Source organism: Pantoea sp. 18069, assembly GCF_902706035.1.
Classification (GTDB): Bacteria; Pseudomonadota; Gammaproteobacteria; order Burkholderiales; family Burkholderiaceae_C; genus Comamonas.
Genome location: NZ_CACSJA010000025.1, coordinates 14,497 through 39,060, shown reverse-complemented (window position 1 = coordinate 39,060; position 24,564 = coordinate 14,497). Strand labels below are relative to the sequence as shown.

Here is a 24,564-nt window from a genome sequence, read left to right as displayed (position 1 = left end):
TCCGGCAGAAGGGGTATAGCTACACAACGCACCCATGCCCAGACTCCCCTCCGCGCCTCCCCGCACCCTGTTGCTCAGTGTTCTGTCCACCGCCGCGGCAGCGCTGCTGCTGGCCCTGCCGCCCTCCGCCCACGCCCAGCCAGCCCGGAGTGCGGCTGGCGAGGTGCGCAGCTACGACGTCGCTTCCGGCCCGTTGGGCGAGGTGCTCAATCGCTTTGCTCGCCAATCCGGGCTCGCGCTGTCATTCCCGCCCGCGCAGGTCCAGGGCAAGACGTCGGCGGGCCTGCGCGGCAACCACTCATCGCAAGCCGGCCTCAACCGCCTGCTCGCGGGCACCGGCCTGGTCGCGCGCGCAACCGCCTGGGGCTTCGTGCTCGACCACATTCCGGCCGGCGCTGCGCCTGCGGACGGCACGGCGCTCAAGGAGGTCGACCTGGCGACGGTCGAGGTGCGTGCCGTGCAGCCCGAAGAAGAGCTCAAGGACAGCGCCTTTCGCAGCGCCGGATCGTCCAGCTATCTTTCGCGCGAGGACATAGAGCGTTCGCGCGGCAGCTCGGTCGGTGACATCTTCAAGGGCACGACCGGCGTGCTCATCGGCGAGAACCGCAACAGCGGCGGCCTCGACGTCAACATCCGCGGCATGCAGGGCCAGGGCCGCGTGCCCGTGCTGGTCGATGGCGCGCGCCAGGAGACCACCGTCTACCGCGGCTACTCGGGCGTGGCCTCGCGCAGCTACATAGACCCCGACCTCATAGGCGGCATCCAGGTCGAGAAGGGGCCCACCATGTCCGCCCAGGGCACGGGCGCCACGGGGGGACTGGTCAATATGCGCACGCTCAATGCCGACGACATCGTGCGCCCCGGCCAGACCACGGGCCTGCGCCTGCGCGGCCAGGCCATGGGCAACAACACCGGCAGGCCGATGGAGCCGGGCACGCCCGCAGGCCTTTTCACCGGCAACTTCTTCGGCGCCGCGCCGGTCTACCGCACCAACTGCGTCACCGCCAGCATCTGCACGCCGGCGCTGCCCACCGAATGGGGCCATGCGGACGGGCTTGACCGCCCCGGCGCCCTGGATGCCAGGAGCTGGGCCGGCAGCATCGCCGCGGCCCGGCGCTGGGAAAAGTTCGATCTCGTGGCCGCCTATGCCCAGCGGCGCCAGGGCAATTACTACGCCGGCACCCACGGCCCCGGCGCCTGGGTCGACACATCGGACGAGCGCCGGCGGCCGTTCTATACCGAGGTGTCCCCCGTCATCCACGGGGCCTCGGTCTTCCAGGCCGGCGAACGCATTCCCGGCACCAACTTCCAGAGCAAGACGGGTCTGCTCAAGGCCACCACCTGGCTGCCCAATGAGCAGGAACTGGAGCTGAGCTACCTGCGCTACAGCAGCGCCTACAGCGAGATCATGCCGTCGCAGATCACCCGCTTCGGCAACTTCGCACCCGTTTCCCAGCCGCGCAACAGCGCCGTCGCGGTCGATACCTACACCAGCCGCTACCGCTGGAATCCCGAGGCCCGGCCGATGGTCGATCTGCGCGCCAACCTGTGGCATACCCGCACCGGGGCGACCAACAACAGCCCCAGCGACACCGTTCCCGACCTCTACAACAACGAACGCGAAATCTACCGGCGCTGGGGGCTGAGCCTGGAGAACATGTCCTCCCTGCGCCATGCCGAAGGCTGGGGAACGAGCGAGTGGCGCTATGGCCTGGCGCTGCAGACGGAAAAGGTCGGCTCGGTCTCGCTGGCCGAGACCTATTACGCGCTTTCGGGGCACAGCGGCAGCCGCGACGAAGCCAGCCTGTTCGCGGCCTGGCAGTACAAGCCCGTGCCCGGCGTGGTATTCGATGCCGGCCTGCGCCACAGCCGCTTCAGCGCGCGCGACACGCGTGACATCGTGCTGACCGACAACACCAGTCCCTGGTGCACGCACAACATAAGCGCGAGCGCCTGCGACCCGCTGCCCAACAGCAACCGGCAAAGCGGCACGGCGCCCGTGGTCAGCCTGAGCTGGGAGCCCGGCAGCCGCGGCCTGCAGTTCTACGGCCGCTACGCCGAGGCCTTGCGCATGCCCAGCCTGTTCGAGAGCACCAGCGGATTCTCCGTCCAGGCCCAGCCCGACGTGGTCCTGCGCCCCGAGCACACCCAGAACAAGGAGGTCGGCGTCAATTTCCTCCAGGACGGCCTGCTGCGCGGCAACGACAAGCTCAGGCTCAAGTTCGCGTACTTCCGCAACTACACCAAGGACTACCTGACCCGTACCACGGCCAACCTGTGGGAGACCGGCGGCAGCGAGAACGCGCTGGCCAACGCCCTGGTCATGCGCAATATCCAGGGCGCGCTGTTCCAGGGCATGGAGCTCTCGGGCTCCTACGACCTCGGCCCGGTGTTCACCGAATTCGGCGTCACCAGGTACAACAAGATCGAGGTCTGCCACGCCGGCAGCTACCGCGTCATCAACTGCAATGACTACGGCATTGCGGGCAGCTATTTCAACAACATGGTTCCGCCGCGCTGGCACGGCAACCTCACGCTGGGCACGCGCCTGCTCGAGCGCAAGCTGGTACTGGGCGTGCGCAGCGTGTTCATGGGGCAGCGCAACCGCACGCCCGAATACAACGACGACACCCACCGCAGCTTCCTGCAAGTCGTGCCCTGGCATGCCTACAAGGTGTTCGACTTCTTCGCGAGCTACCGCGTCAACGACCGCGTCAGCGTCGACTTCAACCTCGACAACTTCACCGACCGCTACTACCTCGACGCGCTGGGCCTGGGCCTCATTCCCGCGCCGGGCCGCACGGCGCGACTCGCCGTGACCGTGCAGTTCTGAGCGTCGCCGCGACCTGCTGCCGGCGCGCGACCACGCCACCGATTTCATCCATCACTTCGCATGCCGCGTGCCGGCATCCATCCATTGAAGAAGGAATCCAGAATCATGAAACACTCTTTGCGCAACCTGCTGGCAGGGCTGGCAAGCGCCGCCACCTTGCTGCTCGCCGCCTGTGGCGGCGGCGGCGATGGCGACAGCGGGTCCACCGCGACCCCGCCCACGGCGGTGGCCCGCGCCGACCAGGCCAGCGTGCCCATCGGCAGCACCATCACGCTTGACGGCAGCGAAAGCACGACACCCAACGGCGGCAGCCTCAGCTACGAGTGGGCGCTTGCCACCCGTCCGGACGGCAGCGCCGCGACGTTGGCCAATGCGGCCACGGCCAAGCCTTCCTTTGTGCCGGACCGGCCCGGCAGCTACACCGCCGCACTGGTGGTGAAAGACGCCGTGGCCAGCAGCGCCGCCGCGCGCGTCACCATTGCTGCCACCAACCCGGACCCCCTGGCCGTGGTCACGCCCCAGACCCAGGGCGTGCTGCTGGGCGCGACCGTCACGCTGGACGGCAGTGCCAGCCTCGCGCCCACGGGCGCGGACGCCGCCGCGCTCACCTACCAGTGGCGACTGACCGAGCAGCCCGAGGGCACGGCCACCACGCTCAGGAGCGCTGCCAGCGCCAAGGCCAGTTTCACCGCGGACAAGGTCGGCATCTACCGCGCGACCCTGGTGGCAGGCCACGGCAGCAAGCTCAGCGCCGCGGTCGAGGCCGTGGTCACCGTCAGCACCACGAACAGCGCGCCCGTGATCGGGCTGAACGTGCCGGCCACGGCGGTGCGCGGCCAGACCATCGTGCTCGACGCCAGCGCGAGCCAGGATCCCGACGGCACGCCGCTGCATTACCGCTGGAATTTCGCCCGGGAAATCGCGCAGGCGATTCCACAAGGGTCCAGCGCCACCATCACCAACGCCAGCAGCGCGCGCGCATCGTTCGTGCCCGACGCCGGCGGCAGCTATGTGGTGGATCTGACCATCTACGACGGCAGCGTCGCGACCACGCAGCGCTCGACCATCATTGTCACCAAGCCCGAAGGCGCGGCGAACACCGCGCCCGTGGCGCGCATCGGTTCGGTGCTGTACGAGGGTGTCGACGCCCTCGAATACGAAATCGGCGCCTGGGCCACTCCGCCCGGTACCCGCTCCCATGACATCGATGGCGACACGCTGACCCACAAGTGGACCTGGTGGAACACGGCCACGCCCGGTGCCCGGGAGACGGCCACCGGTTCTTCGCTGAATCTGGGCCGCAGCCTGCCCGCGGGCACCTACCAGGCCGAACTGGTGGTCAATGACGGCCAGGTCGACAGTGCCGTGGACACCCGCAAGTTCGTCATCAAGACCGGCGCCAACCTGCCCCCGGTCGCGCGGGTGTCGATCGCGTCCGCCAAGGTGCTCAAGGGCGAAACCATGGAGTTCGACGGCAGCACCAGCACCGACGCCAACGGCGACCGCTTTGACTACCTCTGGGAACTGATCGACCGGCCGGACGGCAGCGCCGCCGCCCTGCAGAACGCCGGCACCGCCAGCGCCAAGCCCTCGGTGGTCGCCGACCAGCCCGGCATCTATACCGTGCGGCTGAAGCTGCGCGACGCGGGCGGCCTGTACAGCGCGACAACGTCGGCCGTGGCGCATGGCACGGTCTTTGCCAAGGCCGAAAACAATCCGCCGGTGATTGCCAAGCTGTCGCTGTACGGCAATTTCCCGGTCGAGCCTGCGGCCGACCAGCCGCGCATTCTTCGACCGCTGAACTTTTTGGAGCCCACGCTGCAGGCGTTTGATCCGGACCAGGATACGCCGCTGTACTTCCTTGTCTCGGCGACCAAACAGCCCGCAGGCAGCGGCGCGTTTGCCAGCCTGTCCGACAGACTGCTGACCCGTGACGCGGGATCGCTTGGCAGCCTGGGTGTCCTCACGCAGGCTGGCGACTATGAAATCGAGGTACTTGTGAGCGACGGCGTGGCCAGCTCCGAACCCCGGCGTGCGAGCATCACCTATGTGGAACGGGCAAACTTTCCGTCGCTGCTGATTGAAACCAGTTTCGGTCAGGACTCGGCGCCCGACGATTCGGTCTACGAGCAGAGCTACTTTCCCCTGTCGCGCCATGACTCGGTCAACGTGACCGGTACCCACCTGACGGGCAATCTCACGGAGTGGTACCGACTGACGGCGTTCGACCGCGACTACACCATCACCGGCCTGCAGACCAGCGCCGCGATCAACGGCTATGCGCCAAGCTTCAAGGGGCTGGTCAATGGCCAGGTCATTCGCAAGGGCCAGTCGGTGACGTTCTCCATCGAACGGCCCCGCATTGCCGATGAAGCCGCTTTGGCTGCGCGCTATCAGCTCCTTGCGTCGGAGAGCTTCAACAGCAGCGAAGCCAAGGCCGCGTTCGACAAGGAGGCCGCGAGCCAGACCGCATTGCTTGCATCCTATGGCTTTACCTGGTCCTTCCGCGTGGCCGAGAGGGAGGGCTATACCTTCTTCATCGGCCCCCGGTAACCGGCACCCGGTCTGCGCCGCGGCTTCCTGCGAAGCCGGCGGCGCAGACCGGGCCGGCCGCAAGCAATTCTTATATGTGGCGGCAGATTATCCTGTTCTCTGTTAATTGCTCAATGAATATCTAATATCGAAAATATTATTTAATTCCGTTGAATATAAATCCGTGCCTGGTTTGAATTTCCTGGTGAGTGAGGAAGGGGCAGGCGCGCCTGTAGTTTATTGAATATCATTCTCGGTGTCGTGGTTGTATTTTTTTCTTGCATCAAATGAAATTCAAGGCAAACATTCAATGGCATTAACGCTGGTTGTTCAGTCGGGGTTAATGTGTTTCAACCACCCGTGTGCATATGCACACATATTCCTGAAGAGTAATTTGTAATGAAAAAGACTTTGATTGCTGCCGCTCTGTTTTCCGTTTTTGCCGCACAGGCCCAGGTCACGGGCGCTTCGACCAATACCGGCATTGTCTATGTCGGCGCTTCGACCGTGGTCGGCGGCCCGCACAGCGCCGGCAAGCCCGGCGTCGGGGTCGACACTGCGGGCAATATCATTGACCTGGGCGGCATTGCTGCCTACACCGGCAATGGCAGCCAGGCCGTTTCGGGCGTGACGTTCAGCAAGTACAAGCTCGACGGCTACCAGCATGTCGATGAGGGCGGCACGGTCTCGACCAACTTCAACTGGTTCCGCATTCCTTCGGTCGCTTCTGCCGGCGTCGCCCGCGAAGTCTATTTCGGTCTGGCCACCGAGCCTGCAACCAACGCCCAGGCCGCGTTCTATGTCGGCGACCGCACCAACTACGCGGTTCCGACCTCGAACACCAACTACGCCACCGTGGCTTATCTGGCAGCGCCAGGCTTCAGCCCCACGCATGTCCTGACCGGCAATCTGCGTTATGACACGGCCGGGACCTTGAAGTCGGAGACCTCGGCTGGTGTCTGGTCGCCGTTGACGAGCACGACCACCACCGCGCTTGGCATCAATACCAATGTCAATGCCAGCACCGGTACCTTCACGGGCTCCTCGACGTACGGCGGCGTTACCGGCACGGCGAAGGGTGAGTTCTATGGCGCCGGCACCACCAGCGCCGTGGCTGGCACGGCCAGCGGCACGGGCTATGTGGCAGCGTTTGGCGGCATCCGCAACTGAGCGCATATCACTGACCTCAAAGATCTCAAAGACCGCAAAGGCTGAATTCCCATGATGTGCCCAGGAACCTGCCTTGGAATGCAAGGCAGGTTCCCTCCCGTGAACCGGCGCACTCCCTTCTCCTCATGACTCTTTTTCCGCAAGCCTTGCAGGCACGCCTGCCGGCCGCATTCCTGGGCGTTTTCACCGTCTGCTCTGCCTGGGCCCAGCAGGACACCGCCGACCGGCTCTGGCAGGGCGTAGAGCAGCAGTCGCGCAGGCCCGCCGCGCCCGCGCCGCTGGCCGAGGACGCGCAGCGCGCGCTGTACGACCCCGCATTTGCCGCGCTCACCAGGACGCCGCAGGCGCGCGCGCAGCAGTTGCTGGGCGCGGTATTGACGGCGGTGAACCGGCGCGACTGGTTTGGCGCCGAACGGCTGCTGCGCCAATATGTCCAGGTTCCCCAGCATGATCCGGCGCTGGCCACTTTCGTCGAAGCCAGCCGGCTGGCGGCCGATGGCGCGCATGCCCTGGCGATCGAGAAATACCGCGAGGTCGTGCAGGCCAGCCCCGAATTCACGCGCGCCGAACTCGATCTGGCGCGCGTACTCTATGACGACAGCCGCCTGCGCGACGCGCACGCGGCATTCGCCCGGCTGCGCGGCCAGCCGCTGCCGCCCGAAGTGCTGCGGCATGTCGACGCTTACCGCACGGCCATTGCGCAGCGCGAGCGGCCGCAGTTTTCGCTGACGCTGGCCGCCGTGCGCGAGGACAACGTCAACAGCATGTCGACCGTGGTCGACGCCTGTGCCCTGGTTTTCTACGGCACCTGCCTGCAGAACACTCCGGGCGAGAAAAAGCCCGACAGCGGAATCTATTTCGAGGCCATGCTCAGCAAACTCTGGCCGCTCGCGGGAAACCATGGCGTTCTGCTGCGCAGTATCAATTACGGCAATCAGTACCGCCATGAGAAGGATTATGAAAATCTTGTCTCGACCAATTATCTGGGCTACCAGTTTTCCTCGGCGAAAAACCAGTTTCAATTCCTTCCGCTTTTTGAATTCAACGAAGAAGGTGGCCGCAAGATCTACCATGCTTTCGGTGCGCGCCTGGGTTATATGCGCCAATTGACGCAGCGCACGCAGCTCGAAGCCAGCTATGAATACAAGGAGCGCCGTTTTTCTGCGCTGTTTGCCGAGAATCTGCAAGGTGATTTCAAGAGCCTCTCGCTATTCGGCAGCTATGTGATTGCACCGGGCTTGCAGGCTTACGCCAGTCTGGCGGTGCGCAAGAGCGAAGCGCAGCAGCCCATCTTCTTCTACCGGGAGAAATCCGCCCGGCTCGGCATCTTCAAGAATTTCTCCGGCCAGGTGACGGTCAATGCCGCCTATGGCTGGCGCGAACGCCAGGCCCAGGCCGCGAATGCGGTGTTCGGCCGGCGCCAGCGCGACCATGAAGGCAGCCTCTACCTGAATGTGGCGCTGCCGGGCCATGCCTGGCAGGGGCTCACGCCCACCATGACCTACGAATACCGCGACAACCGCAGCTCCATTCCGCATGCCTACAGCTACGAGAAAAACCGCCTGACGCTGGGATTCCACAAGGCTTTCTGAAACCGGCAGCCGCCGCCCCTTGCTCTCCAACCCACCATGACATCACTTTCCCCTGACGACAGCCGCCGCCAACGCCTCAAGCTCGCGACCCGCGACGTACACGGCGGACTGGACCAGCGCATCATGGCCGCCGAGCCGTTTGCCAGCCGCGAACGCTATGGCGCCTTCCTGCGCACGCAGTACTGCCTGCACCGCGACGCCGAGGCATTGTTTGCCGACCCGCAGCTCAACGGGCTGCTGCCCGGCCTGCGCGCGCGCAGCCGGCTGGCGTTGATCGCGCAGGACCTCAAGGACCTTGATGTGGCGCTGGATACCGCGCCGCTGCCGGCGCCGGTCTTCACGGCGGGCGCCGAGGTGGCTCACATCCCCGTGGCCCTGGGCTGGCTCTACACCATCGAGGGCTCCAACATAGGCGCGGCCTTTCTGCTCAAGGCGGCCGCGGCGCTGGGACTGGGCGTCGGCTTCGGTGCGCGGCATCTGGCGCCGCAGGCCGACAGCCGGGCGGCGCACTGGCGCGGCTTTATCGCCCAGCTTGACGCAGTGCAGTTGCCCGCGGCCGATGAAGGCGGTGTGGATGAGGGCGCGCGCGCGGCGTTCACTGCCGCGCGCGGCCATGTGGAGCGTTTCCTGCCCGTGCCGGCCTGATGGTCTGCGCGCCATTCACCGTGCGCGCGGGCGTGCTGGCGCTGTGCTTGCTGGGGTCAGCGGCCTCCGCGCAGGCGCAGACCAGCGCCATGCAATCGTGGCAGGCAGCCCAGGACCGCGCGCAGCAAGCCTATGCGGCGGGCGATCTGGCGCAGGCGGAGCAGGCCGCGCGCGATGCCTTGCGCCAGGCCCGCGCCGGGCAGGGCGACAACCAGTCCTTCGTGGCCGGCAGTCTCAACCTGCTGGCGCTGGTGCGCCAGCGCCAGGGGCATGCAGCCGATGCCGCAGCCCTGCTGGAAGAAGCGCTGGCCGTCAGCGCGCAGTCGGCGGCTGACCCGGCCGCCACGGCGGCCCTGGCGCTGAACTTCGGCAATGCACTCGACGCGCTGGGGCGCGGCGATCAGGCGCTGGCCGCCTGGCAGCGCAGCGCAGACATCGCCGAACGCCTGCCGCCGGATGCGCCGGTGCGCGCCCAGGCGCTGTCGGCGCTGGCGCGCGCCCATGCGGCGCGCGGCGAGACCGAACCAGCCGCACGCTACAACCAGCGCCTGCTCGACGACCGCATGGCGCTGAGTCCGGCGCTGAAAGCCGATGCGCTGGAGCGCCAGGCGCTTATCGACGCGGCGCAAGGCCAGTCTGCGGCCGCGCGCGCAGCGCTGGCGCAGGCGCTGGCGCTGCGCGAGCAGGGCGCTGAAAACGATCCCATGGCCTTGCTGCGCACGCTATCGGCGCTCGCTGCCATGCTGACACAGGATGGCGACCACGACGCCGCGGCCGGGCTGCATGGCCGTGCCGTGGCGCTGCTGGAGCAAAGTGCGCCGCAGGCACAGGCCCTGGCCGGCCATCTCAACGAGCTGGGCCTGTGGCAGTTGCAGCGCCGCGAATATGCGACCGCGGCGCACATGCTGGAGCGCGCGCTGGTCATCGTCGCCGGCCATGACGCGAACAGCCTGGAGACCGCGCGCATCAGCGCCAATCTGGCGCAGCTGCACGAAGCCCGGGGCGAGGGCGCAAAGGCCCAGGCGCTCTACGCCAGGGCGTTGGCGATCTATGAGGAACACGGCGACGCCGCCGAGCCCTTGCTGGGCCAGGCCCAGGCGCTGAACTTCCTGGCCGGGCAGGATTACCGCCAGCGGCGCCTGGCCCAGGCCGAAGCGCGCTTCCTGCGCGCGCTGGCCCTGACCGAGCAGGCGGCGGGCGCGCAGTCGCCGCGACTGCTGCCGCTGCTCGACAACCTGGTCACGCTTTACCGCAGCCAGCAGCGCGAGGGCCAGGCCCGCGCCCATGCCGAGCGCGCCGAGCGCTTGCGCAGCAATGAAGCGCGAGAGATGCGTTGACTCCCGGGCCGGGCGCCGGGCCTTGGCGTCATCTTCCGGTTTGCGCAGCGCCCCACGCTGCCTTGATGGCAAGGCGTGGACCGCGCCGCGTCATGGACTCAATAGCGGATGGCGATGTCGCGCACCACCGGGCCCGCTGCGCCGCCGATATAGGAGCGCGTCGCATCCCCGCTGGTGTTCCCGTAAAGCGTGGCGGCACCCGTCGTCAACGAGACCGTGTAGAGGCTGAAAGGCCCGGAGGGTGCGGACCGCAGCGCGGCCAGCACGAGGCCGTTGGCGCCTCCCGCGATGTCCAGCGACCCCGCGCCGCTCACGGTCAGATTCAACGCGCCGACGTTCACGAGCGTGCCATCGTTCGGCGGCGCCTGCTTGGCCAGTACATTCTCCGCGCTGTCGATGTCGTAGAGATCGGTGGCGGTGGTGCCGGCGAAGCTGTTTGTGTAGGCCCCGGCAGCCACCACGGCGGGCGTGCCGCGGTTGATGTCCCCATCGGTCGTGGTCGCGCCGGTGTCCACGTTGATTCTGAGGCTCTGGCCGAGGTTGCTGATGACCCGCAGGCGGTCGGCCACCGGGTTGAAGTCGACGACAAAGCTGGTGCCGTTCAAGCCGGCGTAAGGCAGGGTTGTGTCGGTGGCGTCTGCGCTCAATGTCGCAGCAGCCGTTGCGGCGCCGTTTGCCGTATCCACGGTCAGCAGACGGCCGGTACTCGTCAGCGCATAGAGGCGCCCGTTGCTTGGGCGGAAATCCACCCCGAGAACGTTTTCGCCGCTTGCCAGGCCGGTGATCTTCATGGGGGCTGACAGCGTGGTTGGCGTGGACGGCGAGAAGCTTCTCAGCTGAGAGGCGTCATCCAGCGCGTAGACCACAGGTGCGTCTGGCTGTGTGAGCGTGAGCCCCACCAGCGCTTCCCCGGTGCCTATTGTTCCCACCAGTTTCGCGCCGTCCGTTCCGCTCAGCGCAACCGTGTAGAGCTGGGCGCTGCCGTTCACGGACAGCGCCGCGTAGGCCTGGTTGTTCCGTGCATCGATGTCGAAACCATTGCTGGCCGAGAACGCGACCTTCAGTGGAACGGGATTGGCCAGCGTCCCATTGTTGGGCGGATCCTGCAGGTACAGCGTGCCGGCGGCGTCGAGGTTGTAGAGCTGCGTGGTCGTCGCTCCGGCGAACGCATTGGTGTACGCCGAAGCCGTGATGACCGCGCCGGCCACGCCATTGATGGCGCCGTCGACGGTGGCCGTGCCCGTGGTGACGTCCACGCGCAGGTTCTGGCCCGTATTGCTGACCAGGCGCAGCCGGTCCGCGACCGGGTTGAAGTCGACGCCGAACTGGCTGCCCGCCAGGGGTGTGCTGAGCGCCGACTTGAACGTCAGCGCACCGGTCTTGGCGTCTAGCGTATAGATTCGGCTGGTCGAGCTGACCGCATAGATCAGGCCGTCGGCCGGACGCACATCGAAGCCGACCAGGGTTTCACCCGTCGCCAAGCCGGAAAGCGCAGCATTGCTGGACAGCGAGCCAGGAGCGGTACGGTTGAAACTGATGACACGGCCGGAGGCGGTGACAGCGATGGTGTTGCCCAAGGTGACCGACGGTTGGTCCGGTACATCCGCATCACCGTTGCCACCGCAGGCAGCCAAAGCGAAAACAGCCGACACGAGCGCTGCAGGGCGAAAGATCTGGAAACGATTCATTGCATGTCCTTGAAGTTGAGGAAATGTCACGCACTTTGTTTTTTGAGATTTGGTGCCGACCTATCCACTACCCGCGAGGCGCGCGCTTGGATGCAGCGCGTAACAAAGAAATACGTATTGCCGCGCTGGCGCGTCTGCCTGCGGCAATGCGCGCCAGCGCTGGCTGCATGGCCGTCAACTCAAAATGCGGCGTGCAGCGACCCCATCACATTGCGCGGATCTCCGTACCAGTTGCCGGTGCTCGTGCCCGTGCCCGTGCCCGTGCCGATGGTGCGGTAGTAGCTCTTGTCAAAGATGTTGTTGAGATTGATCGCCGCCTGCAGATCCACCACCGTGGTCTGGCAGCCCGCGCGCGCCAGCACCACGGCCACATCGCCCCCCATGGTGCCGCCGCCGACGACAACGGCCCGTGATTGGCTGGGACGGAAGAAATGGGACGGGGCTGGCGTAGGTTTTCAGCGAAGCGGGCGCCCGGCCCAGCACCCGGCCGTCCCTGAAAGGGCCGGGGCTGAGTGCGGCCTCTGCAAACAGCGAAAGCCCCAAGCGCTTGCGCGCTTGGGGCTTGTATTTGGTGGTCGTAGCGGGACTCGAACCTGCGACATCAGCATTATGAATGCTGCGCTCTAACCGACTGAGCTATACGACCGATAGCCCGAAATTATATAGAAAGAAATTGCCTTTGCAGCCACGTTGGAAATTTTTATCCGCAGGCCGAAACGGCGCTTACAAATTTCGCTGCTGCAAAGAAAAAACCGCAGTGCTTTTGCAAACACTGCGGTTTCCAGTTTGGTGGTCGTAGCGGGACTCGAACCTGCGACATCAGCATTATGAATGCTGCGCTCTAACCGACTGAGCTATACGACCGAAGCCAGCAATTATATGCAAAAAATCGAGGCCTCACACCGTACAAGGAATTTCTTGCAAAAAATCTTCTGCTTCACTGATGCGTGAACTTGGCGGGGCGCTTGTTCACAAACGCATCCATGCCTTCCTTCTGGTCCTGCGTGGCGAACAGCGCGTGGAACAGGCGGCGCTCGAACATCACGCCGTCGCTGAGGCTGCCTTCGAACGCGCGGTTGACCGATTCCTTGGCCGCCATCACCGCGATCTGCGAGAAGTCGCTGATCTGCAGCGCCGCGCCCAGGGCTTCGTCCATGAGCTTGTCGAGCGCCACGACGCGGCTCACCAGCCCCGCGCGTTCGGCTTCGGTCGCGTCCATCATGCGGCCGGTCAGCGCCATATCCATGGCCTTGGCCTTGCCGACGGCGCGCGGCAGGCGCTGCGTGCCGCCCGCGCCGGGAATCACGCCCAGCTTGATCTCGGGCTGTCCGAAGCGCGCGTTGTCGGCGGCGATGATGAAGTCGCACATCATCGCCAGCTCGCAGCCGCCGCCCAGCGCAAAGCCCGACACCGCCGCGATCACGGGCTTGCGGATGCTGCGAATGACTTCCCAGTTGCGCGTGATGTAGTCGCCCTTGTAGGCATCGACGAAGCTGTAGTTGGCCATCGCGCCAATGTCGGCACCCGCGGCAAAGGCCTTTTCGCTGCCGGTGATGATGATGCAGCCGATGTTCCCGTCGGCATCGAACGCCTGCAGCGCCGCGCCCAGCTCGGTCATGAGCTGTTCGTTCAAGGCATTGAGCTGCTTGGGGCGGTTGAGTGTGATGACGCCGACTTTGTCGGCTTCGGTGCGAACTTCCAGCATTTCGTAGGCCAAGGGGATATCTCCGGTAGTAGTTGTGTTTGCGTTTGCCACTATACCCAAGGCGGCGCCGGGGTCCTGTCACCGGTTCGTCGCCCTGCAGTCCGCATCAGGGCAGCACTTCGTCCGTGGCCGTCGGTTCATCGCGCAGCCAGCGCCGCGCCAGCGCGTTGTCGCTGATCGCCAGGCCGATATTGGCCGTGGGCGCATCGGCCTCGCTGAGCGCCAGCGGCAGGCGCAGCAGTTGCTGGTCGCGCGCGACCAGCGCGGTCAGCTGTTGGGCCTGGCCCGCGTAGAAGCCCAGGTCGTCGAGCTTGGCGATGCGCCAGGCCGCGCCGCTGGCCAGCTCTATGCCCAGCCATTCGTCGCCGGCCATCAGGCCCGCGCGCTCGGCCAGGCCGCCGCGCAGCACGGCCTTGACCAGCACGCTGTGACTCTCCTGCACGCGCAGGCCCAGGCGCTGCGCGGGCTGGGGCGGCTCGGCCTGCAGGCGCACGCCGTGCGCGGCCAGCAGTTCGGCCAGCGGCAGGTCTAGCGTGCCATGCACCCATTGCGCCAGTTCGGGCGCGAAGCTGCGGCCCGCAAGCTGCTCCAGCACGGCCAGCACGTCGGCCTCGCTCATGGGCCCCGCTGCGCAGCGCTGCCACAGCGCGCGCATCACGGCGTCCAGCGTGCTGTGGTCCTCGCGGCGCAGGCTCAGGTCCAGGCACAGCGCGACCAGCGCGCCCTTGGTGTAGTAGCTCACGGTGCTGTTGGCCGTGTTCTCGTCCTGGCGGTAGTACTTGACCCAGGCGTCGAAGCTCGACTGCGCGACGCTTTGCAGCGCGCGGCCCGGCGTCTGCAGCACCTGGTTGATGGTCTTGGTGATCAGCTTGAGGTAGCGGGCCTCGTCGATCAGGCCCGCGCGCAGCAGCAGCAGGTCGTCGTAGTAGCTGGTGAAGCCTTCAAAGAACCACAGCAGCTCGGTGTAGTTCTCCTGGTCGTAGTCATAGCGCGCGAACGCGTCCGGGCGCAGGCGCTTGACGTTCCAGGTGTGGAAGTATTCATGGCTGATCAGGCCCAGCAGCGTGGTGTAGCCATCGCTGGTCTTGCCGTCGCCCAGGCGCGGCAGGTCGCGCCGCCCGCAGATCAGCGCCGTGGAGTTGCGGTGCTCGAGCCCGCCATAGCCGTCGTTGACGACATTGAGCATGAACACATAGCGGCCGTGGGGTGCCCCCTGCCAGAAGGCAATCGCGGCTTCGCAGATCTTGCGGCTGTCCTCGAGCAGGCGCGCGTGGTCGAAGGATTCGGCCGCGCCGGCGACGACGAACTGGTGGCGCACGCCACCGGCTTCGAAGAAGCCGCTCCAGAAACGGCCCATTTCTACGGGGCAGTCGACGAGTTCGTCATAGCTGAGCGCACGGTACAGGCCAAAGCCCTGGTCGTCGATGCGCGCGGGCTCGAGCCCGGTGGCGATGGACCAGCCGGCCGTGGCGGCCGTGGCCGCGACTTCCAGGCTGTGCGGCGTGTCTTCCTGGCCGAGCACGCGCAGGCACAGGCTGGTGCCGTTGAAGAAGCCGCGCTGCGCATCGAGCCAGGCGGTGCGCACCGAGTTGTCGTAGGCGCAGACCTGGTAGCTCAGCGTCAGCGGTGCACCGGCCACGCAGTCGATCTGCCAGCGCTGCTTGTCGAGCTGGCGCACCGCAACGCTTGCGCCGTCCTGTGTGGCCTGCAGGCCTTGCAGGTTCTTCGCGAACTCGCGCACCAGATAGCTGCCCGGAATCCAGACCGGCAGCGCGACCTGCTGCTGGGCGGCAGGCGCCTGCACGCGCAGCTCGATGGCAAACAGGCGGGCGTGCAGGTCATGCGCGCTGACGTGGTAATGCACGTCGGCGGGAAGGGTGGCGGGGGCGGCTGGCGTAGGCGTGTGCTGGGTGGCGGGCATGGCGTGACGGTTCAGGGCAGGGCCCTGGACGCATGCAATGCCGTGCCCCGGACCGCAGGAAAGAAAGGTGCAGGGCGCGGCAAGCGCCCGGCGCTCATTGGGCCGAGAGGTGCTTTTCTACGTCGGCGGCGCTGATCGCGCCAGGCACGCGTGCGTTGTTCGCAAAGATCAGCGTCGGCGTGCCCGTGATCTTGTACTTGCGCCCGAACGCCAGGTTGCGCTGCAGCGCCGCGGTGTCGCAGCTCGCCGGCGGCGTGACCTTGTCGCGCAGCATCAGGTCATGCCAGGCCTGGATCCGGTCCTTGGCGCACCAGATGTTGCGCGACTTCTCGGCCGAATCGGGGCTCAGGATGGGGTAGAGAAACAGGTGGATGGTGACGTTGTCGACTTTCTGCAGGTCGCGCTCGAAGCGCTTGCAGTAGCCGCAGTTCGGGTCTTCGAACACCGCCATCTTGCGCGCGCCGTTGCCGCGCACGATGGTGAAGGCGTCCTTGAGCGGCAGCGCCGCGAAGTCCACCGAAGTGAGCTGGTTGATGCGATCCTCGGTCAGGTTGCGCCGCGCCTTGGTGTCTATCAGTTCGCCCTGGATCAGGTAGTTGCCCTTGGCATCGGTGTAGAACAGGTCGGTACCTATGCGCACTTCATACAGGCCCGCCATGGGCGTGGGCCGCACTTCCTCTATCTTGTCGAGCTGGGGAATGCGTTCGGTCAGCGTCTTGCGCAGGTTGGCGTCCTGCGCCTGGGCCGTCATGCCGATGGACAGAAGCGCAGAGGCCAGCAGGGAGAAAATCAGTTTCATTGCGAGTATTCCGTAGTCATTGAGGGGCGGGAGGGCGCGGCAGGCAGTGGCCTTCGCTGCGCCTTCAGGCCCCGAGTCCCATGGCCTGGCGGGCCATCCAGTCCTTGATCGGGCCGCTGTGCTCGAAGCCCTTCATGCCCCAGTTGCGCAGCGCCTGCAACGGCGCTTCGCGGCGCGTGAACAGCTGCTGCAGGCCATCCATGGCCAGGCCCATGGGAGCGAGCGCGGCCTTGCGCTCGCGCTCGTAGCGGCGCAGCAGCCGGCGGTCGCCCGTGCTGCGCCAGGCATCGCGTTCCTGAAGAACACGCGCCAGGGCCTGTGCATCGCCCAGGCCCAGATTGAGTCCCTGGCCGGCCAGCGGGTGGACATTGTGGGCCGCATCGCCCACCAGCACCCAGCTGCGGCCATCGGCCGATGCGCCGCTCCAGCGGTCGGCCATGGCCTGCTGCAGCGGCCAGTTCAGGCGCTCGCTGGCAAGCGTGAGCCGGCCGAGCGCGCCCTGGCTGATGTCTTCAAGCCGCTGGGTAAACGCTTCGGGGCTGGCGTTCATCCAGGTGTCGACGTTTTCCTGGGCGATCGACCAGACCACGGCCACGGTCTGCCCTTGCGCGCCGTCCAGCGGCAGCAGCGCCAGAATGCCTTCGGGCGCAAGCCACTGGCGCGCGCTCTCGCCGTGCGGTTTCTCGCAATGCAGGCGCGTGGCGATCGCATGCTGGCCATAGGGGGTGATCGCGAACTCGGCACCGAATTCGGCGCGCGTGCGGCTTGCGCGCCCTTCGCAGACGGCCGTGAGCGGCGCGGCCACGGGTGCGGCCACCACCTCGACCAGCGGCTGGTAGCGCACGGCCTCGCCCAGCCGGGCTTCGAGCGCGGGCACATCGACAATCCAGGCCAGCGCATCGACCCCCTGGGCCTGGGCATCGAAATGCACGTTGCCATCGAGGTCGCCATGCACTTCCATGTGCCGCACCGCCGTTGCGTGCTGGGCGTCGGGCCAGCTGCGCAGCGATTCGAGCAGCTGGCGCGAGGCCGCGTTCAGGGCGTAGGCCCGCACGTCGTGGTGGCCCGCGGGTGGCGTTGGAGACGCCACGAGCGCGACGCGCAGGCGTTCACGGGCGAGCAACAGGGCCAGGGTGCGGCCGACGATGCCGGCCCCACGAATACAGATGTCAAAGGTTTGCGCCATGTTGGGGATTGTAGGAGGCTGTGTATTCCTCGGTGGCCGGCGCAGAATGCGCGCGGCAAATACCTCGGGAAAGCCAGCCCAGGCTTGTATGGACCGGCCTGGGCGCAGAACGTTCCCGCAAACGGCGCTGACGGCGCGACGGGGTTTTTCATCCGGATACCCATGAGGCTGTGAATAGAATGTCCGCTGGAAGACGACGGCCGGTGGAGTTCCGCTTCGCGGCCGTCGTCTGTCTGCAGGGGGCGCTGGAGCCTGGAATGGGAGGTCTGCCGCAGGGCAATGCCTGGAGCTTCGTGCTTTGTTCCAATGCTCCGGGCGGCTCTCTCGACGCTGCTGCGGCTGTCATCGTCATGGTCCTTCTCGCCAAGGCCCGGACAGGGTGTGCGGCCCTGCAGCTTTCTGCCGGCTGGTGACGCGCGCACGACGCGCAGGCCCGGCCATCATTGAGGCACCTGCCTCCATTCCATTCGCTTTCAGACGCCGCCCGTCCCGGGAAGCGCTAGCTTTCCGCCTTTGCAAAAGGGGCCGGGACTGCGTCGCGTCAAGCGAACGACCAAAGGAGAATTCATCATGCGCTGCAACCCACCCCGGCTTCTGGCCTGTGCAGTCCTTGGCACCCTTGCGGCATCGATGCCCGCCTGGGCGCAATCCTCGGTATCCATCAACGGCCTGCTCGACGCCGGCGTCTATCGGGGTTTCGATGGCGTCAATCAACTGGGCACCATCCAGCGCAGCAATGTGGCGATCTCGGGATTCGAAGATCTGGGCGGCGGCCTCAAAGCGGTGTTCCGCCTGAGCACGCGACTGGAACTCGATACCGGCACCACCGAAGGCGCGGGTTTCAAACCTTTCTGGCACGACGAATCCACCGTGGGCCTGCAAGGCGGCTGGGGAACGGTGCGCGTGGGGCGGGCCTTGACGGCGATGTGGGCGCAGGACTGGAAGTTCGATCCCTGGGGCAATTTCAACCGCATTGCCTCGCCGGCCTGGCACCAGTGGCATTACCTCACGCCCAGCGATCCGTTCGGCAACAACGGCACGCCCGAGTATGGCCGGCTGAACAACGGCGTTTTCTACGATTCGCCCCAGATCGCCGGCTTCACGCTGCGCCTGAGCGCCTCGCCCGAGCGCCAGACCGCGCTCGGCGCCACGGGCCGGCCGTATTCGGCGGTGCTTGAATATGACCAGCAGGCGGTGGCTGCGATGGCTGCCTACGAGCGCAACAGCCTGGGCGACAAGAACGCATTTCTCGCCGGCAAGTACCGCTTCGGCAGCGCGGCCGTGATGCTGGCCCATGACTTCAGCCGCAGCGCAGGCAATGTCGGCGAGTCCCGCGCCACCACGCTGGGCGGCACCTACCAGATGGGCCAGACCACGCTCAAGGCCGGCTATGGCCACCAGCGCCTGAACCAGGACACCAACCGCTTTGTCTCGGTCGGCGCCGACTACGCGCTGTCCAAGCGCACCACGCTGTACGCGAGCCTGGGCCACAAGCGCGACGCCCATGTGGAATCGCGCACCGCTTTCGGCGTGGGAATGTCGCACGCATTCTGATCGCCGGCGCAGGCTCTGCGCAGGGGACAGCCCGGCGGCCGGCCATGCGCTGCAGGCATGGCTGGCAGGGATATGCACCAAGCCCTAAAATGCCGGGTTTGTCCCCAGATTTCCAGAAAGCCCTGCCATGAGCCTGAAATGCGGCATCGTGGGCCTGCCCAATGTGGGCAAGTCCACCCTCTTCAATGCACTGACCAAGGCCGGCATTGCGGCCGAAAACTATCCCTTCTGCACCATCGAGCCGAACACCGGCGTGGTCGAAGTGCCCGATCCGCGGCTCAACCAGCTCGCCGAGATCATCAGCCCCGAGCGCATCGTCCCGGCCATCGTCGAGTTCGTCGACATTGCCGGCCTGGTCGCGGGCGCGAGCAAGGGTGAAGGCCTGGGCAACCAGTTCCTGGCCCACATCCGCGAAACCGACGCCATCGTCAACGTCGTGCGCTGCTTCGAGGACGACAACGTGATCCACGTCGCCGGCCGCGTCGACCCGATCTCGGACATCGAAGTCATCCAGACCGAGCTGTGCCTGGCCGACATGGCCACCGTCGAGAAGGCGCTCAACCGCCACAGCAAGGCCGCCAAGTCGGGCAACGACAAGGACGCCGCCAAGCTGGTGGCGCTGCTCACGCCCATCCTGGCCGCGCTCAACGAAGGCAAGCCCGCGCGCGTGGTGCCGGTCTCCAAGGAAGATGCGCCGCTGCTCAAGCAGTTCTGCCTGATCACCGCCAAGCCCGCGATGTTCGTCGGCAACGTCAGCGATGACGGCTTCGACAACAACCCGCTGCTCGAGCGCCTGAAGGAATACGCGGCCGCCCAGGGCGCGCCCGTGGTCGCCATCTGCGCCAAGATGGAAGCCGAAATGTCGGAAATGAGCGACGAGGACCGTGACATGTTCCTCGCCGAAATGGGCCAGGACGAACCCGGCCTGAACCGCCTGATCCGCGCCGGCTTCAGCCTGCTGGGCCTGCAGACCTACTTCACCGCCGGCGTGAAGGAAGTGCGCGCCTGGACCGTGCCCGTGGGCGCGACCGCACCCCAGGCCGCGGGAGTGATCCACGGCGACTTCGAGCGTGGCTTCATCCGCGCCCAGACCATTGCCTTTGACGACTTCATCGCCTACAAGGGCGAGCAAGGCGCCAAGGACGCAGGCAAGATGCGCGCCGAAGGCAAGGAATACGTGGTCAAGGACGGCGACGTGCTGAACTTCCTGTTCAACGTTTGAGTTTTGACTGTTGCCTCATGCGCTTGCATGGGGTGCCAAAAAGCCCTGCAAATCATTGATTTGCAGGGCTTTTTTAGTTCGGGATGTGTCACTTTGTCTTTGGAAAAATTGGGCATGGGCTCAGGATGCCGCACTGAAGGTGCTTGAGCATGTGCCTGGCCTTATGGGCATACTCAATTCTCGATACCATGGCTGAGGATTTGCCTGTGTGGGCTCAAGAAATTGGACCGGTGCGAGTAGCACCGAATCATGGAGGACAACGATGAACCAGACTCGAATGAGTGAAGAGTCCATGCAGCGCATGGAGGCCCGTATTCCCGAGCTGGCGGGCAGTGCGTTCAAGCTTGCCTACTTGCAAGCGCTGACCACCAGCGGCAAGGTGATTGAGGCGCGTCAAGGTCAATTGATTGAAACCACTGCGGAAGGGGCCGTGCGTGTCATCCGCAGCATCGCAAAGCCAACACAAGTGCGTGTCGGTGAGAAGCGTGTGCGGGCACGTAAAGCATGAATGCACCGGTTCCTCGGTTGCGAATGTTTGCAGGCCCGAATGGCTCGGGAAAAAGCACGCTCAAGGACATGCTGCCGTCGCAGTGGCTGGGCGTTTACGTCAACGCCGATGAGATAGAAAAGGCCATTCGTGCGAATGGATGCCTGAGCCTGGCGGACTTCGAGGTCGAGGCGGGTGCGGACGAACTTCTGGCGTTCTTGCAGGCGTCCACCTTGCTGGCGAACGCCGGGCTTTTGCAACAGGTTCAGCAGTTGACGCTGGTGGATGGCCGGGTCGTATTTGGTGCAGTGGCTGTCAATTCCTACTGGGCCTCGGTGCTGGCCGATTTCATACGCCACAAGCTGTTGGCGGCCCAGGTCTCTTTCACATTCGAGACCGTCATGTCCTCGCCTGACAAGGTGGCGTTTCTGCAGAAGGCGCAGCAGGCGGGATACCGCACCCACCTGTATTTTGTGGCTACGGCAGACCCCGAAATCAATGTGGCGCGCGTGAGCTACCGTGTGCAGACTGGCGGGCACCCGGTGGCAGAAGACAAGATTCGCAGCCGGTATGTGCGCTCTTTGGAGTTGCTGTCGCAAGCAGTGATGCATGCGGACAGGGCCTACATCTTCGACAACTCGGTCTCGGATCGTGTCTGGGTGGCGGAAGTCACGGACGGCGTGGAAATCGAGATGAAGACCGATGAAATGCCTGCCTGGTTCAAGACGGCGTTGTGGGACAAGTTTGAATAGGGCGACTGCCCGCAGCTGCCCCATGCCCTGGCATGGGGTTTGAAAAGCCCCGCAAATTTGTGATTTGCGGGGCGTTTTGCCATTCGTGGACTCACTTGGGCAGCAGCACCTTGTCGATCACATGGATCACGCCGTTGGACTGGTAGACATCGGCAATCGTCACCGTGGCCGTACCGCCCTTTTCATCGCTGAGCATGATCTTGGAGCCATTGGACTTGGCCACCAGCGTGCCGCCGCTGACGGTCTTGATGCTGGCCATGCCCTTGCCATCCTTGATCATCTTGGCGAGAGCCGCGGCATCCCACTTGCCGGCCACCACGTGGTAGGTCAGGATGGTGGTCAGCGTGCCCTTGTTCTCGGGCTTGAGCAGGGTGTCCACGGTGCCGGCCGGCAGGGCCGCGAAGGCGGCGTTGGTGGGCGCAAACACCGTGAACGGGCCCGGGCTCTTGAGCGTATCGACCAGGCCCGCTGCCTTGACTGCGGCAACCAAGGTCGTGTGGTCCTTGGAGTTGACCGCGTTGTCGATGATGTCCTTGGACGCCAGCATGGGAGCGCCGCCGACCATCACATCCGCCATGGCGGCGACGGACGCGGCAGACATCACGAGGGCAAGACTGAACGAGGCGATCTTGCGGGTGGTTTGGGTCGATGTCATGGAAAGCTCCTTGAGGTTGAGTGGATGCCGAAGCGTTTCGGCTGAAATGAATACGCAGCAACCCCAGGCTTTGGATTCAAGAATTTTTCGGACGGCCACGCGTTGCACCCACGACGCCGAAGAATTCCGCGGTGGCTGAACATTTTCAAAAATGTGAATCCCATCGCTTCATGCGCTGCGAACCCCATGGCAGCAAGGAATGTCGGCTTCTTTTCGAACAGGTGCGAACCTTTCCAACGAGCACATTTCTTGCCACACCGGGTGCTTTCTAGCCGTGCGCATTCTCGCGTTGGTACTCGCGTTTGACGTGAGTCGAGAGGAATTTCCACGCGCCGCCGTGGTGGTGTCGCTCAATCTGCGGATGCTGCAACGGCTTTTGTGGGCTTGGGGCGCGCCGAGCAGCAAGCCCGGGCAGCTTCAGCCCCGGCGCTTCATGTCAGCCAGCGCAATGCCGAAGATCACCAGGCCCCCCAGCGCCAGCAGCATGCCGACCCAGCCGGTGGATTCCCAGCCCAGGCCCATCGAGATGGCGATGCCGCCCAGCCAGGCGCCCAGCGCATTGGCCAGGTTGAAGGCCGAGTGGTTGAGGGCGGCGGCCAGGGTCTGGGCTTCGCCGGCCACGTCCATCAGGCGTATCTGCAAGGCCGGGCCCAGCGCCACCGCGGTTCCCACCAGCAGCACATTGAATGAACCCAGCCACAGGTTGTGGGCCGTGAAGCAGAACAGCAGCAGCACGGCGCCCGACCAGGCAAGCATGCCGCCTATGGTGGGCATGAGCGCCTTGTCCGCAAGGCGCGAGCCGACCAGATTTCCGGCCACCATGCCGACGCCGAACAGCGCCAGCACAAATGGGACGCCTTGCTCCGGCAGGCCCGCGAGGTTCATCAGCGTGGGCTTGACGTAGCTGAACACCGAGAACATGCCGCCGAAGCCGATGGCGGCAATGCCCAGCGTGAGCCAGACCTGCTTGCTGCGCAGTGCGCCAAGTTCGCGCCACGGGCTGGCGCCCGCGGGCGCGGACAGCGCAGGAATCCAGCGCCACACCAGTGCCACCGCGAGCATCGCAATGGCGCCCACCAGCGCAAAGGCTGCGCGCCAGCCCAGCCACTGGCCCAGCCCGGCCGCCAACGGCACGCCCACGAGCGTGGCAATGGTCAGGCCCAGCATGACGTAGCCCACGGCCTGCGCGCGCCGTCCGGGTGGTGCGAGATGCGCGGCCACCAGCGCCGCCACGCCGAAATAGGTGCCGTGTGGCAGGCCGCTGAAAAAGCGCATCAGCACCAGGTTGGCATAGCCAGGCACCACGGCACTGGCGAAATTTCCGACGGCATAGAGCAGCATCAGCGCCATCAGCAGCTTGCGCCGCTGCATGCGCGCGCCCAGTACCGCCAGCACCGGCGCACCGATCACCACGCCCAGTGCATAGGCGCTGATCAGATGGCCCGCGGTCGGGATGGAGACACCCAGCTCCCGGGCTGCATCGGGCAGCAGGCCCATGATGACGAATTCGCCGGTGCCGATGCTGAAGCCGCCTACGCCCAGAGCCAGCAAGGCCTTGAGAAAGGACGCAGCGGAAGTGCTGCCAGCGGACGCCGGGGAGGACAAAGGGGGTGTGACGGTGCTATCCATATGCGGGCAATGCAGCAACCCGCCGGCCGGGCCGGCATAGGGTGATTCGAGGAGAAGAAGCAGGGAAGGGGGAGAGGAAAACGCAAGGTGCAGGGACCTCGGCGCGAGTTTACATTTCCAAAGGATTGTTGGTTTTTCCCGATACTTTTCAAAGAGGTCTTGCGACCATGCCGGGCTTGTGGCTTCATGCGGGCGCGCTGGGCACCAGCCGTTCGCGCAGGGTCTGCAGGATTTCTTCCGACAGCGCGGGATTGCCCGCCGCGGTCGCGCGCGCCAGCACCAGGGCGCCGACCATGCTGCTCAGGATGACCATGGTCTGCGCGCGCTTTTCAGACGATTCTCCTTCGAGCACGCGCATGAAGCGCTGGATATTGCGCTCCACGCCCTGGGCAAACACATCGGACATTTCGGGGCCGGCGCGCGCCGCATCGGCTGCCAGCGCGGCTGCGGGGCAGCCTTCGCCGGGATGGTCCCTGTGGCTGGCGGACAGGTAGCTGTCGACCATGGCCTGAAGCCTGGCCGTGGAAGAGGCATCGCTGTCCTGCTCTAGGCCATCCAGCGGCGTGATGGTCCACTCGAAGGCGCGCAGACAGGCTTCGCGCGCCAGCGCATCCTTGGATTCGAAGTGCCGGTACAGGCCGCCATGCGTGAGGCCGGCGTCGCGGGTGATCTCCGCGACCCCGACGCCACTCAGGCCTTTTTCGCGGTAAAGGCGGGCTGCGGCTTCGACGATGCCTGCGCGATTCTGCGCGGCTTGGGCTTTGCTGACTTTCATGGCTTAGATGATAGCCATCATCAAAAGTAATTTATGATGAGTGCCATCATCAATGGAGTCATGGCGCTGCGGCGCACGGGCT

Annotated in this window: 18 protein-coding genes, 2 tRNA genes and 1 pseudogene; 10 read left to right on the top strand and 11 right to left on the bottom strand. The window is 65.5% G+C overall.

What is annotated here, in order from left to right:
- The first annotated feature begins 34 nt into the window (after positions 1-34).
- The 6 genes from GVL12_RS18090 (at position 35) to GVL12_RS18065 (ending at position 10,109) form a co-directional block, all read left to right on the top strand.
- A complete protein-coding gene (locus GVL12_RS18090) occupies positions 35-2,833 on the top strand; it encodes a TonB-dependent receptor (RefSeq protein ID WP_159916583.1) in 2,799 nt (932 codons plus the stop codon).
- Between the two features lie 105 nt (positions 2,834-2,938).
- Entirely contained in the window at positions 2,939-5,386 is a 2,448-nt protein-coding gene (locus tag GVL12_RS18085; RefSeq protein WP_159916582.1) for a PKD domain-containing protein, read from the top strand.
- A 378-nt stretch (positions 5,387-5,764) separates the two neighbouring features.
- Positions 5,765-6,535, top strand: coding sequence for a hypothetical protein (locus GVL12_RS18080; protein ID WP_159916580.1), 771 nt, complete (start codon positions 5,765-5,767; stop codon positions 6,533-6,535).
- Positions 6,536-6,660: 125 nt separating this feature from the next.
- Complete coding sequence (locus GVL12_RS18075; protein WP_159916578.1) at positions 6,661-8,127, top strand: surface lipoprotein assembly modifier; 1,467 nt, start codon at positions 6,661-6,663, stop codon at positions 8,125-8,127.
- 36 nt (positions 8,128-8,163) lie between these two features.
- Positions 8,164-8,772: a biliverdin-producing heme oxygenase gene (locus tag GVL12_RS18070; RefSeq protein ID WP_159916576.1), complete on the top strand. Its 609-nt coding sequence runs from the start codon at positions 8,164-8,166 to the stop codon at positions 8,770-8,772.
- Positions 8,772-10,109, top strand: a complete 1,338-nt coding sequence (locus GVL12_RS18065; protein WP_159916574.1) for a tetratricopeptide repeat protein — start codon at positions 8,772-8,774, stop codon at positions 10,107-10,109. The genes GVL12_RS18070 and GVL12_RS18065 overlap by 1 nt, the downstream gene beginning before the upstream one ends.
- 98 nt (positions 10,110-10,207) lie before the next feature.
- Here GVL12_RS18065 and GVL12_RS18060 read toward each other — a convergent pair whose 3' ends face one another.
- From GVL12_RS18060 to GVL12_RS18025, 8 genes and pseudogenes are all read right to left on the bottom strand, one after another.
- Entirely contained in the window at positions 10,208-11,797 is a 1,590-nt protein-coding gene (locus tag GVL12_RS18060) for a DUF4394 domain-containing protein (RefSeq protein ID WP_159916572.1), read from the bottom strand.
- Between the two features lie 179 nt (positions 11,798-11,976).
- Positions 11,977-12,195, bottom strand: a pseudogene (locus GVL12_RS26330) (NAD-binding protein); the annotation flags it as partial.
- Positions 12,196-12,366: 171 nt separating this feature from the next.
- Positions 12,367-12,443, bottom strand: a tRNA-Met gene (locus tag GVL12_RS18050).
- 141 nt (positions 12,444-12,584) lie between these two features.
- A tRNA-Met gene (locus GVL12_RS18045) sits at positions 12,585-12,661 on the bottom strand.
- Between the two features lie 73 nt (positions 12,662-12,734).
- Positions 12,735-13,514, bottom strand: coding sequence for an enoyl-CoA hydratase (locus tag GVL12_RS18040; protein WP_159916570.1), 780 nt, complete (start codon positions 13,512-13,514; stop codon positions 12,735-12,737).
- A gap of 94 nt (positions 13,515-13,608) precedes the next feature.
- Positions 13,609-15,423, bottom strand: coding sequence for a M61 family metallopeptidase (locus tag GVL12_RS18035; RefSeq protein WP_159916568.1), 1,815 nt, complete (start codon positions 15,421-15,423; stop codon positions 13,609-13,611).
- Positions 15,424-15,517: 94 nt separating this feature from the next.
- Complete coding sequence (locus tag GVL12_RS18030; RefSeq protein WP_159916566.1) at positions 15,518-16,222, bottom strand: DsbC family protein; 705 nt, start codon at positions 16,220-16,222, stop codon at positions 15,518-15,520.
- Positions 16,223-16,286: 64 nt separating this feature from the next.
- Positions 16,287-17,408: an FAD-dependent monooxygenase gene (locus tag GVL12_RS18025; protein WP_159916564.1), complete on the bottom strand. Its 1,122-nt coding sequence runs from the start codon at positions 17,406-17,408 to the stop codon at positions 16,287-16,289.
- Between the two features lie 570 nt (positions 17,409-17,978).
- On the opposite strand from GVL12_RS18025, the gene GVL12_RS18020 reads away from it, so the two are divergent.
- From GVL12_RS18020 to GVL12_RS18005, 4 genes are all read left to right on the top strand, one after another.
- Positions 17,979-18,962, top strand: coding sequence for a porin (locus tag GVL12_RS18020; protein ID WP_159916562.1), 984 nt, complete (start codon positions 17,979-17,981; stop codon positions 18,960-18,962).
- 127 nt (positions 18,963-19,089) lie between these two features.
- Positions 19,090-20,184 (top strand): redox-regulated ATPase YchF, encoded by a 1,095-nt coding sequence (gene ychF, locus GVL12_RS18015; protein WP_159916560.1) that lies wholly within the window; start codon positions 19,090-19,092, stop codon positions 20,182-20,184.
- Positions 20,185-20,446: 262 nt separating this feature from the next.
- On the top strand, positions 20,447-20,692 hold the full coding sequence (locus tag GVL12_RS18010) for a hypothetical protein (RefSeq protein ID WP_200843877.1): 246 nt from the start codon (positions 20,447-20,449) through the stop codon (positions 20,690-20,692).
- Complete coding sequence (locus GVL12_RS18005; RefSeq protein WP_159916558.1) at positions 20,689-21,423, top strand: zeta toxin family protein; 735 nt, start codon at positions 20,689-20,691, stop codon at positions 21,421-21,423. Before GVL12_RS18010 ends, GVL12_RS18005 begins: the two co-directional genes overlap by 4 nt.
- Positions 21,424-21,514: 91 nt before the next feature.
- Here GVL12_RS18005 and GVL12_RS18000 read toward each other — a convergent pair whose 3' ends face one another.
- The 3 genes from GVL12_RS18000 to GVL12_RS17990 form a co-directional block, all read right to left on the bottom strand.
- Positions 21,515-22,078, bottom strand: coding sequence for a fasciclin domain-containing protein (locus GVL12_RS18000; protein ID WP_159916556.1), 564 nt, complete (start codon positions 22,076-22,078; stop codon positions 21,515-21,517).
- Positions 22,079-22,495: 417 nt separating this feature from the next.
- On the bottom strand, positions 22,496-23,707 hold the full coding sequence (locus GVL12_RS17995; RefSeq protein ID WP_159916554.1) for an MFS transporter: 1,212 nt from the start codon (positions 23,705-23,707) through the stop codon (positions 22,496-22,498).
- Positions 23,708-23,891: 184 nt separating this feature from the next.
- Positions 23,892-24,482: a TetR/AcrR family transcriptional regulator gene (locus tag GVL12_RS17990; RefSeq protein WP_159916552.1), complete on the bottom strand. Its 591-nt coding sequence runs from the start codon at positions 24,480-24,482 to the stop codon at positions 23,892-23,894.
- Between the last annotated feature and the right edge of the window lie 82 nt (positions 24,483-24,564).

Excerpts from the sequence above, each read along its gene's own strand:
- GVL12_RS18090 (WP_159916583.1), top strand. The coding sequence starts at position 35 with ATGCCCAGACTCCCCTCCGCGCCTCCCCGCACCCTGTTGCTCAGTGTT.
- GVL12_RS18085 (WP_159916582.1), top strand. The coding sequence starts at position 2,939 with ATGAAACACTCTTTGCGCAACCTGCTGGCAGGGCTGGCAAGCGCCGCC.
- GVL12_RS18080 (WP_159916580.1), top strand. The coding sequence starts at position 5,765 with ATGAAAAAGACTTTGATTGCTGCCGCTCTGTTTTCCGTTTTTGCCGCA.
- GVL12_RS18075 (WP_159916578.1), top strand. The coding sequence starts at position 6,661 with ATGACTCTTTTTCCGCAAGCCTTGCAGGCACGCCTGCCGGCCGCATTC.
- GVL12_RS18070 (WP_159916576.1), top strand. The coding sequence starts at position 8,164 with ATGACATCACTTTCCCCTGACGACAGCCGCCGCCAACGCCTCAAGCTC.
- GVL12_RS18065 (WP_159916574.1), top strand. The coding sequence starts at position 8,772 with ATGGTCTGCGCGCCATTCACCGTGCGCGCGGGCGTGCTGGCGCTGTGC.
- GVL12_RS18060 (WP_159916572.1), bottom strand. The coding sequence starts at position 11,797 with ATGAATCGTTTCCAGATCTTTCGCCCTGCAGCGCTCGTGTCGGCTGTT.
- GVL12_RS18035 (WP_159916568.1), bottom strand. The coding sequence starts at position 15,423 with ATGCCCGCCACCCAGCACACGCCTACGCCAGCCGCCCCCGCCACCCTT.
- GVL12_RS18030 (WP_159916566.1), bottom strand. The coding sequence starts at position 16,222 with ATGAAACTGATTTTCTCCCTGCTGGCCTCTGCGCTTCTGTCCATCGGC.
- GVL12_RS18025 (WP_159916564.1), bottom strand. The coding sequence starts at position 17,408 with ATGGCGCAAACCTTTGACATCTGTATTCGTGGGGCCGGCATCGTCGGC.
- GVL12_RS18020 (WP_159916562.1), top strand. The coding sequence starts at position 17,979 with ATGCGCTGCAACCCACCCCGGCTTCTGGCCTGTGCAGTCCTTGGCACC.
- ychF (WP_159916560.1), top strand. The coding sequence starts at position 19,090 with ATGAGCCTGAAATGCGGCATCGTGGGCCTGCCCAATGTGGGCAAGTCC.
- GVL12_RS18010 (WP_200843877.1), top strand. The coding sequence starts at position 20,447 with ATGAACCAGACTCGAATGAGTGAAGAGTCCATGCAGCGCATGGAGGCC.
- GVL12_RS18005 (WP_159916558.1), top strand. The coding sequence starts at position 20,689 with ATGAATGCACCGGTTCCTCGGTTGCGAATGTTTGCAGGCCCGAATGGC.
- GVL12_RS18000 (WP_159916556.1), bottom strand. The coding sequence starts at position 22,078 with ATGACATCGACCCAAACCACCCGCAAGATCGCCTCGTTCAGTCTTGCC.
- GVL12_RS17995 (WP_159916554.1), bottom strand. The coding sequence starts at position 23,707 with ATGGATAGCACCGTCACACCCCCTTTGTCCTCCCCGGCGTCCGCTGGC.
- GVL12_RS17990 (WP_159916552.1), bottom strand. The coding sequence starts at position 24,482 with ATGAAAGTCAGCAAAGCCCAAGCCGCGCAGAATCGCGCAGGCATCGTC.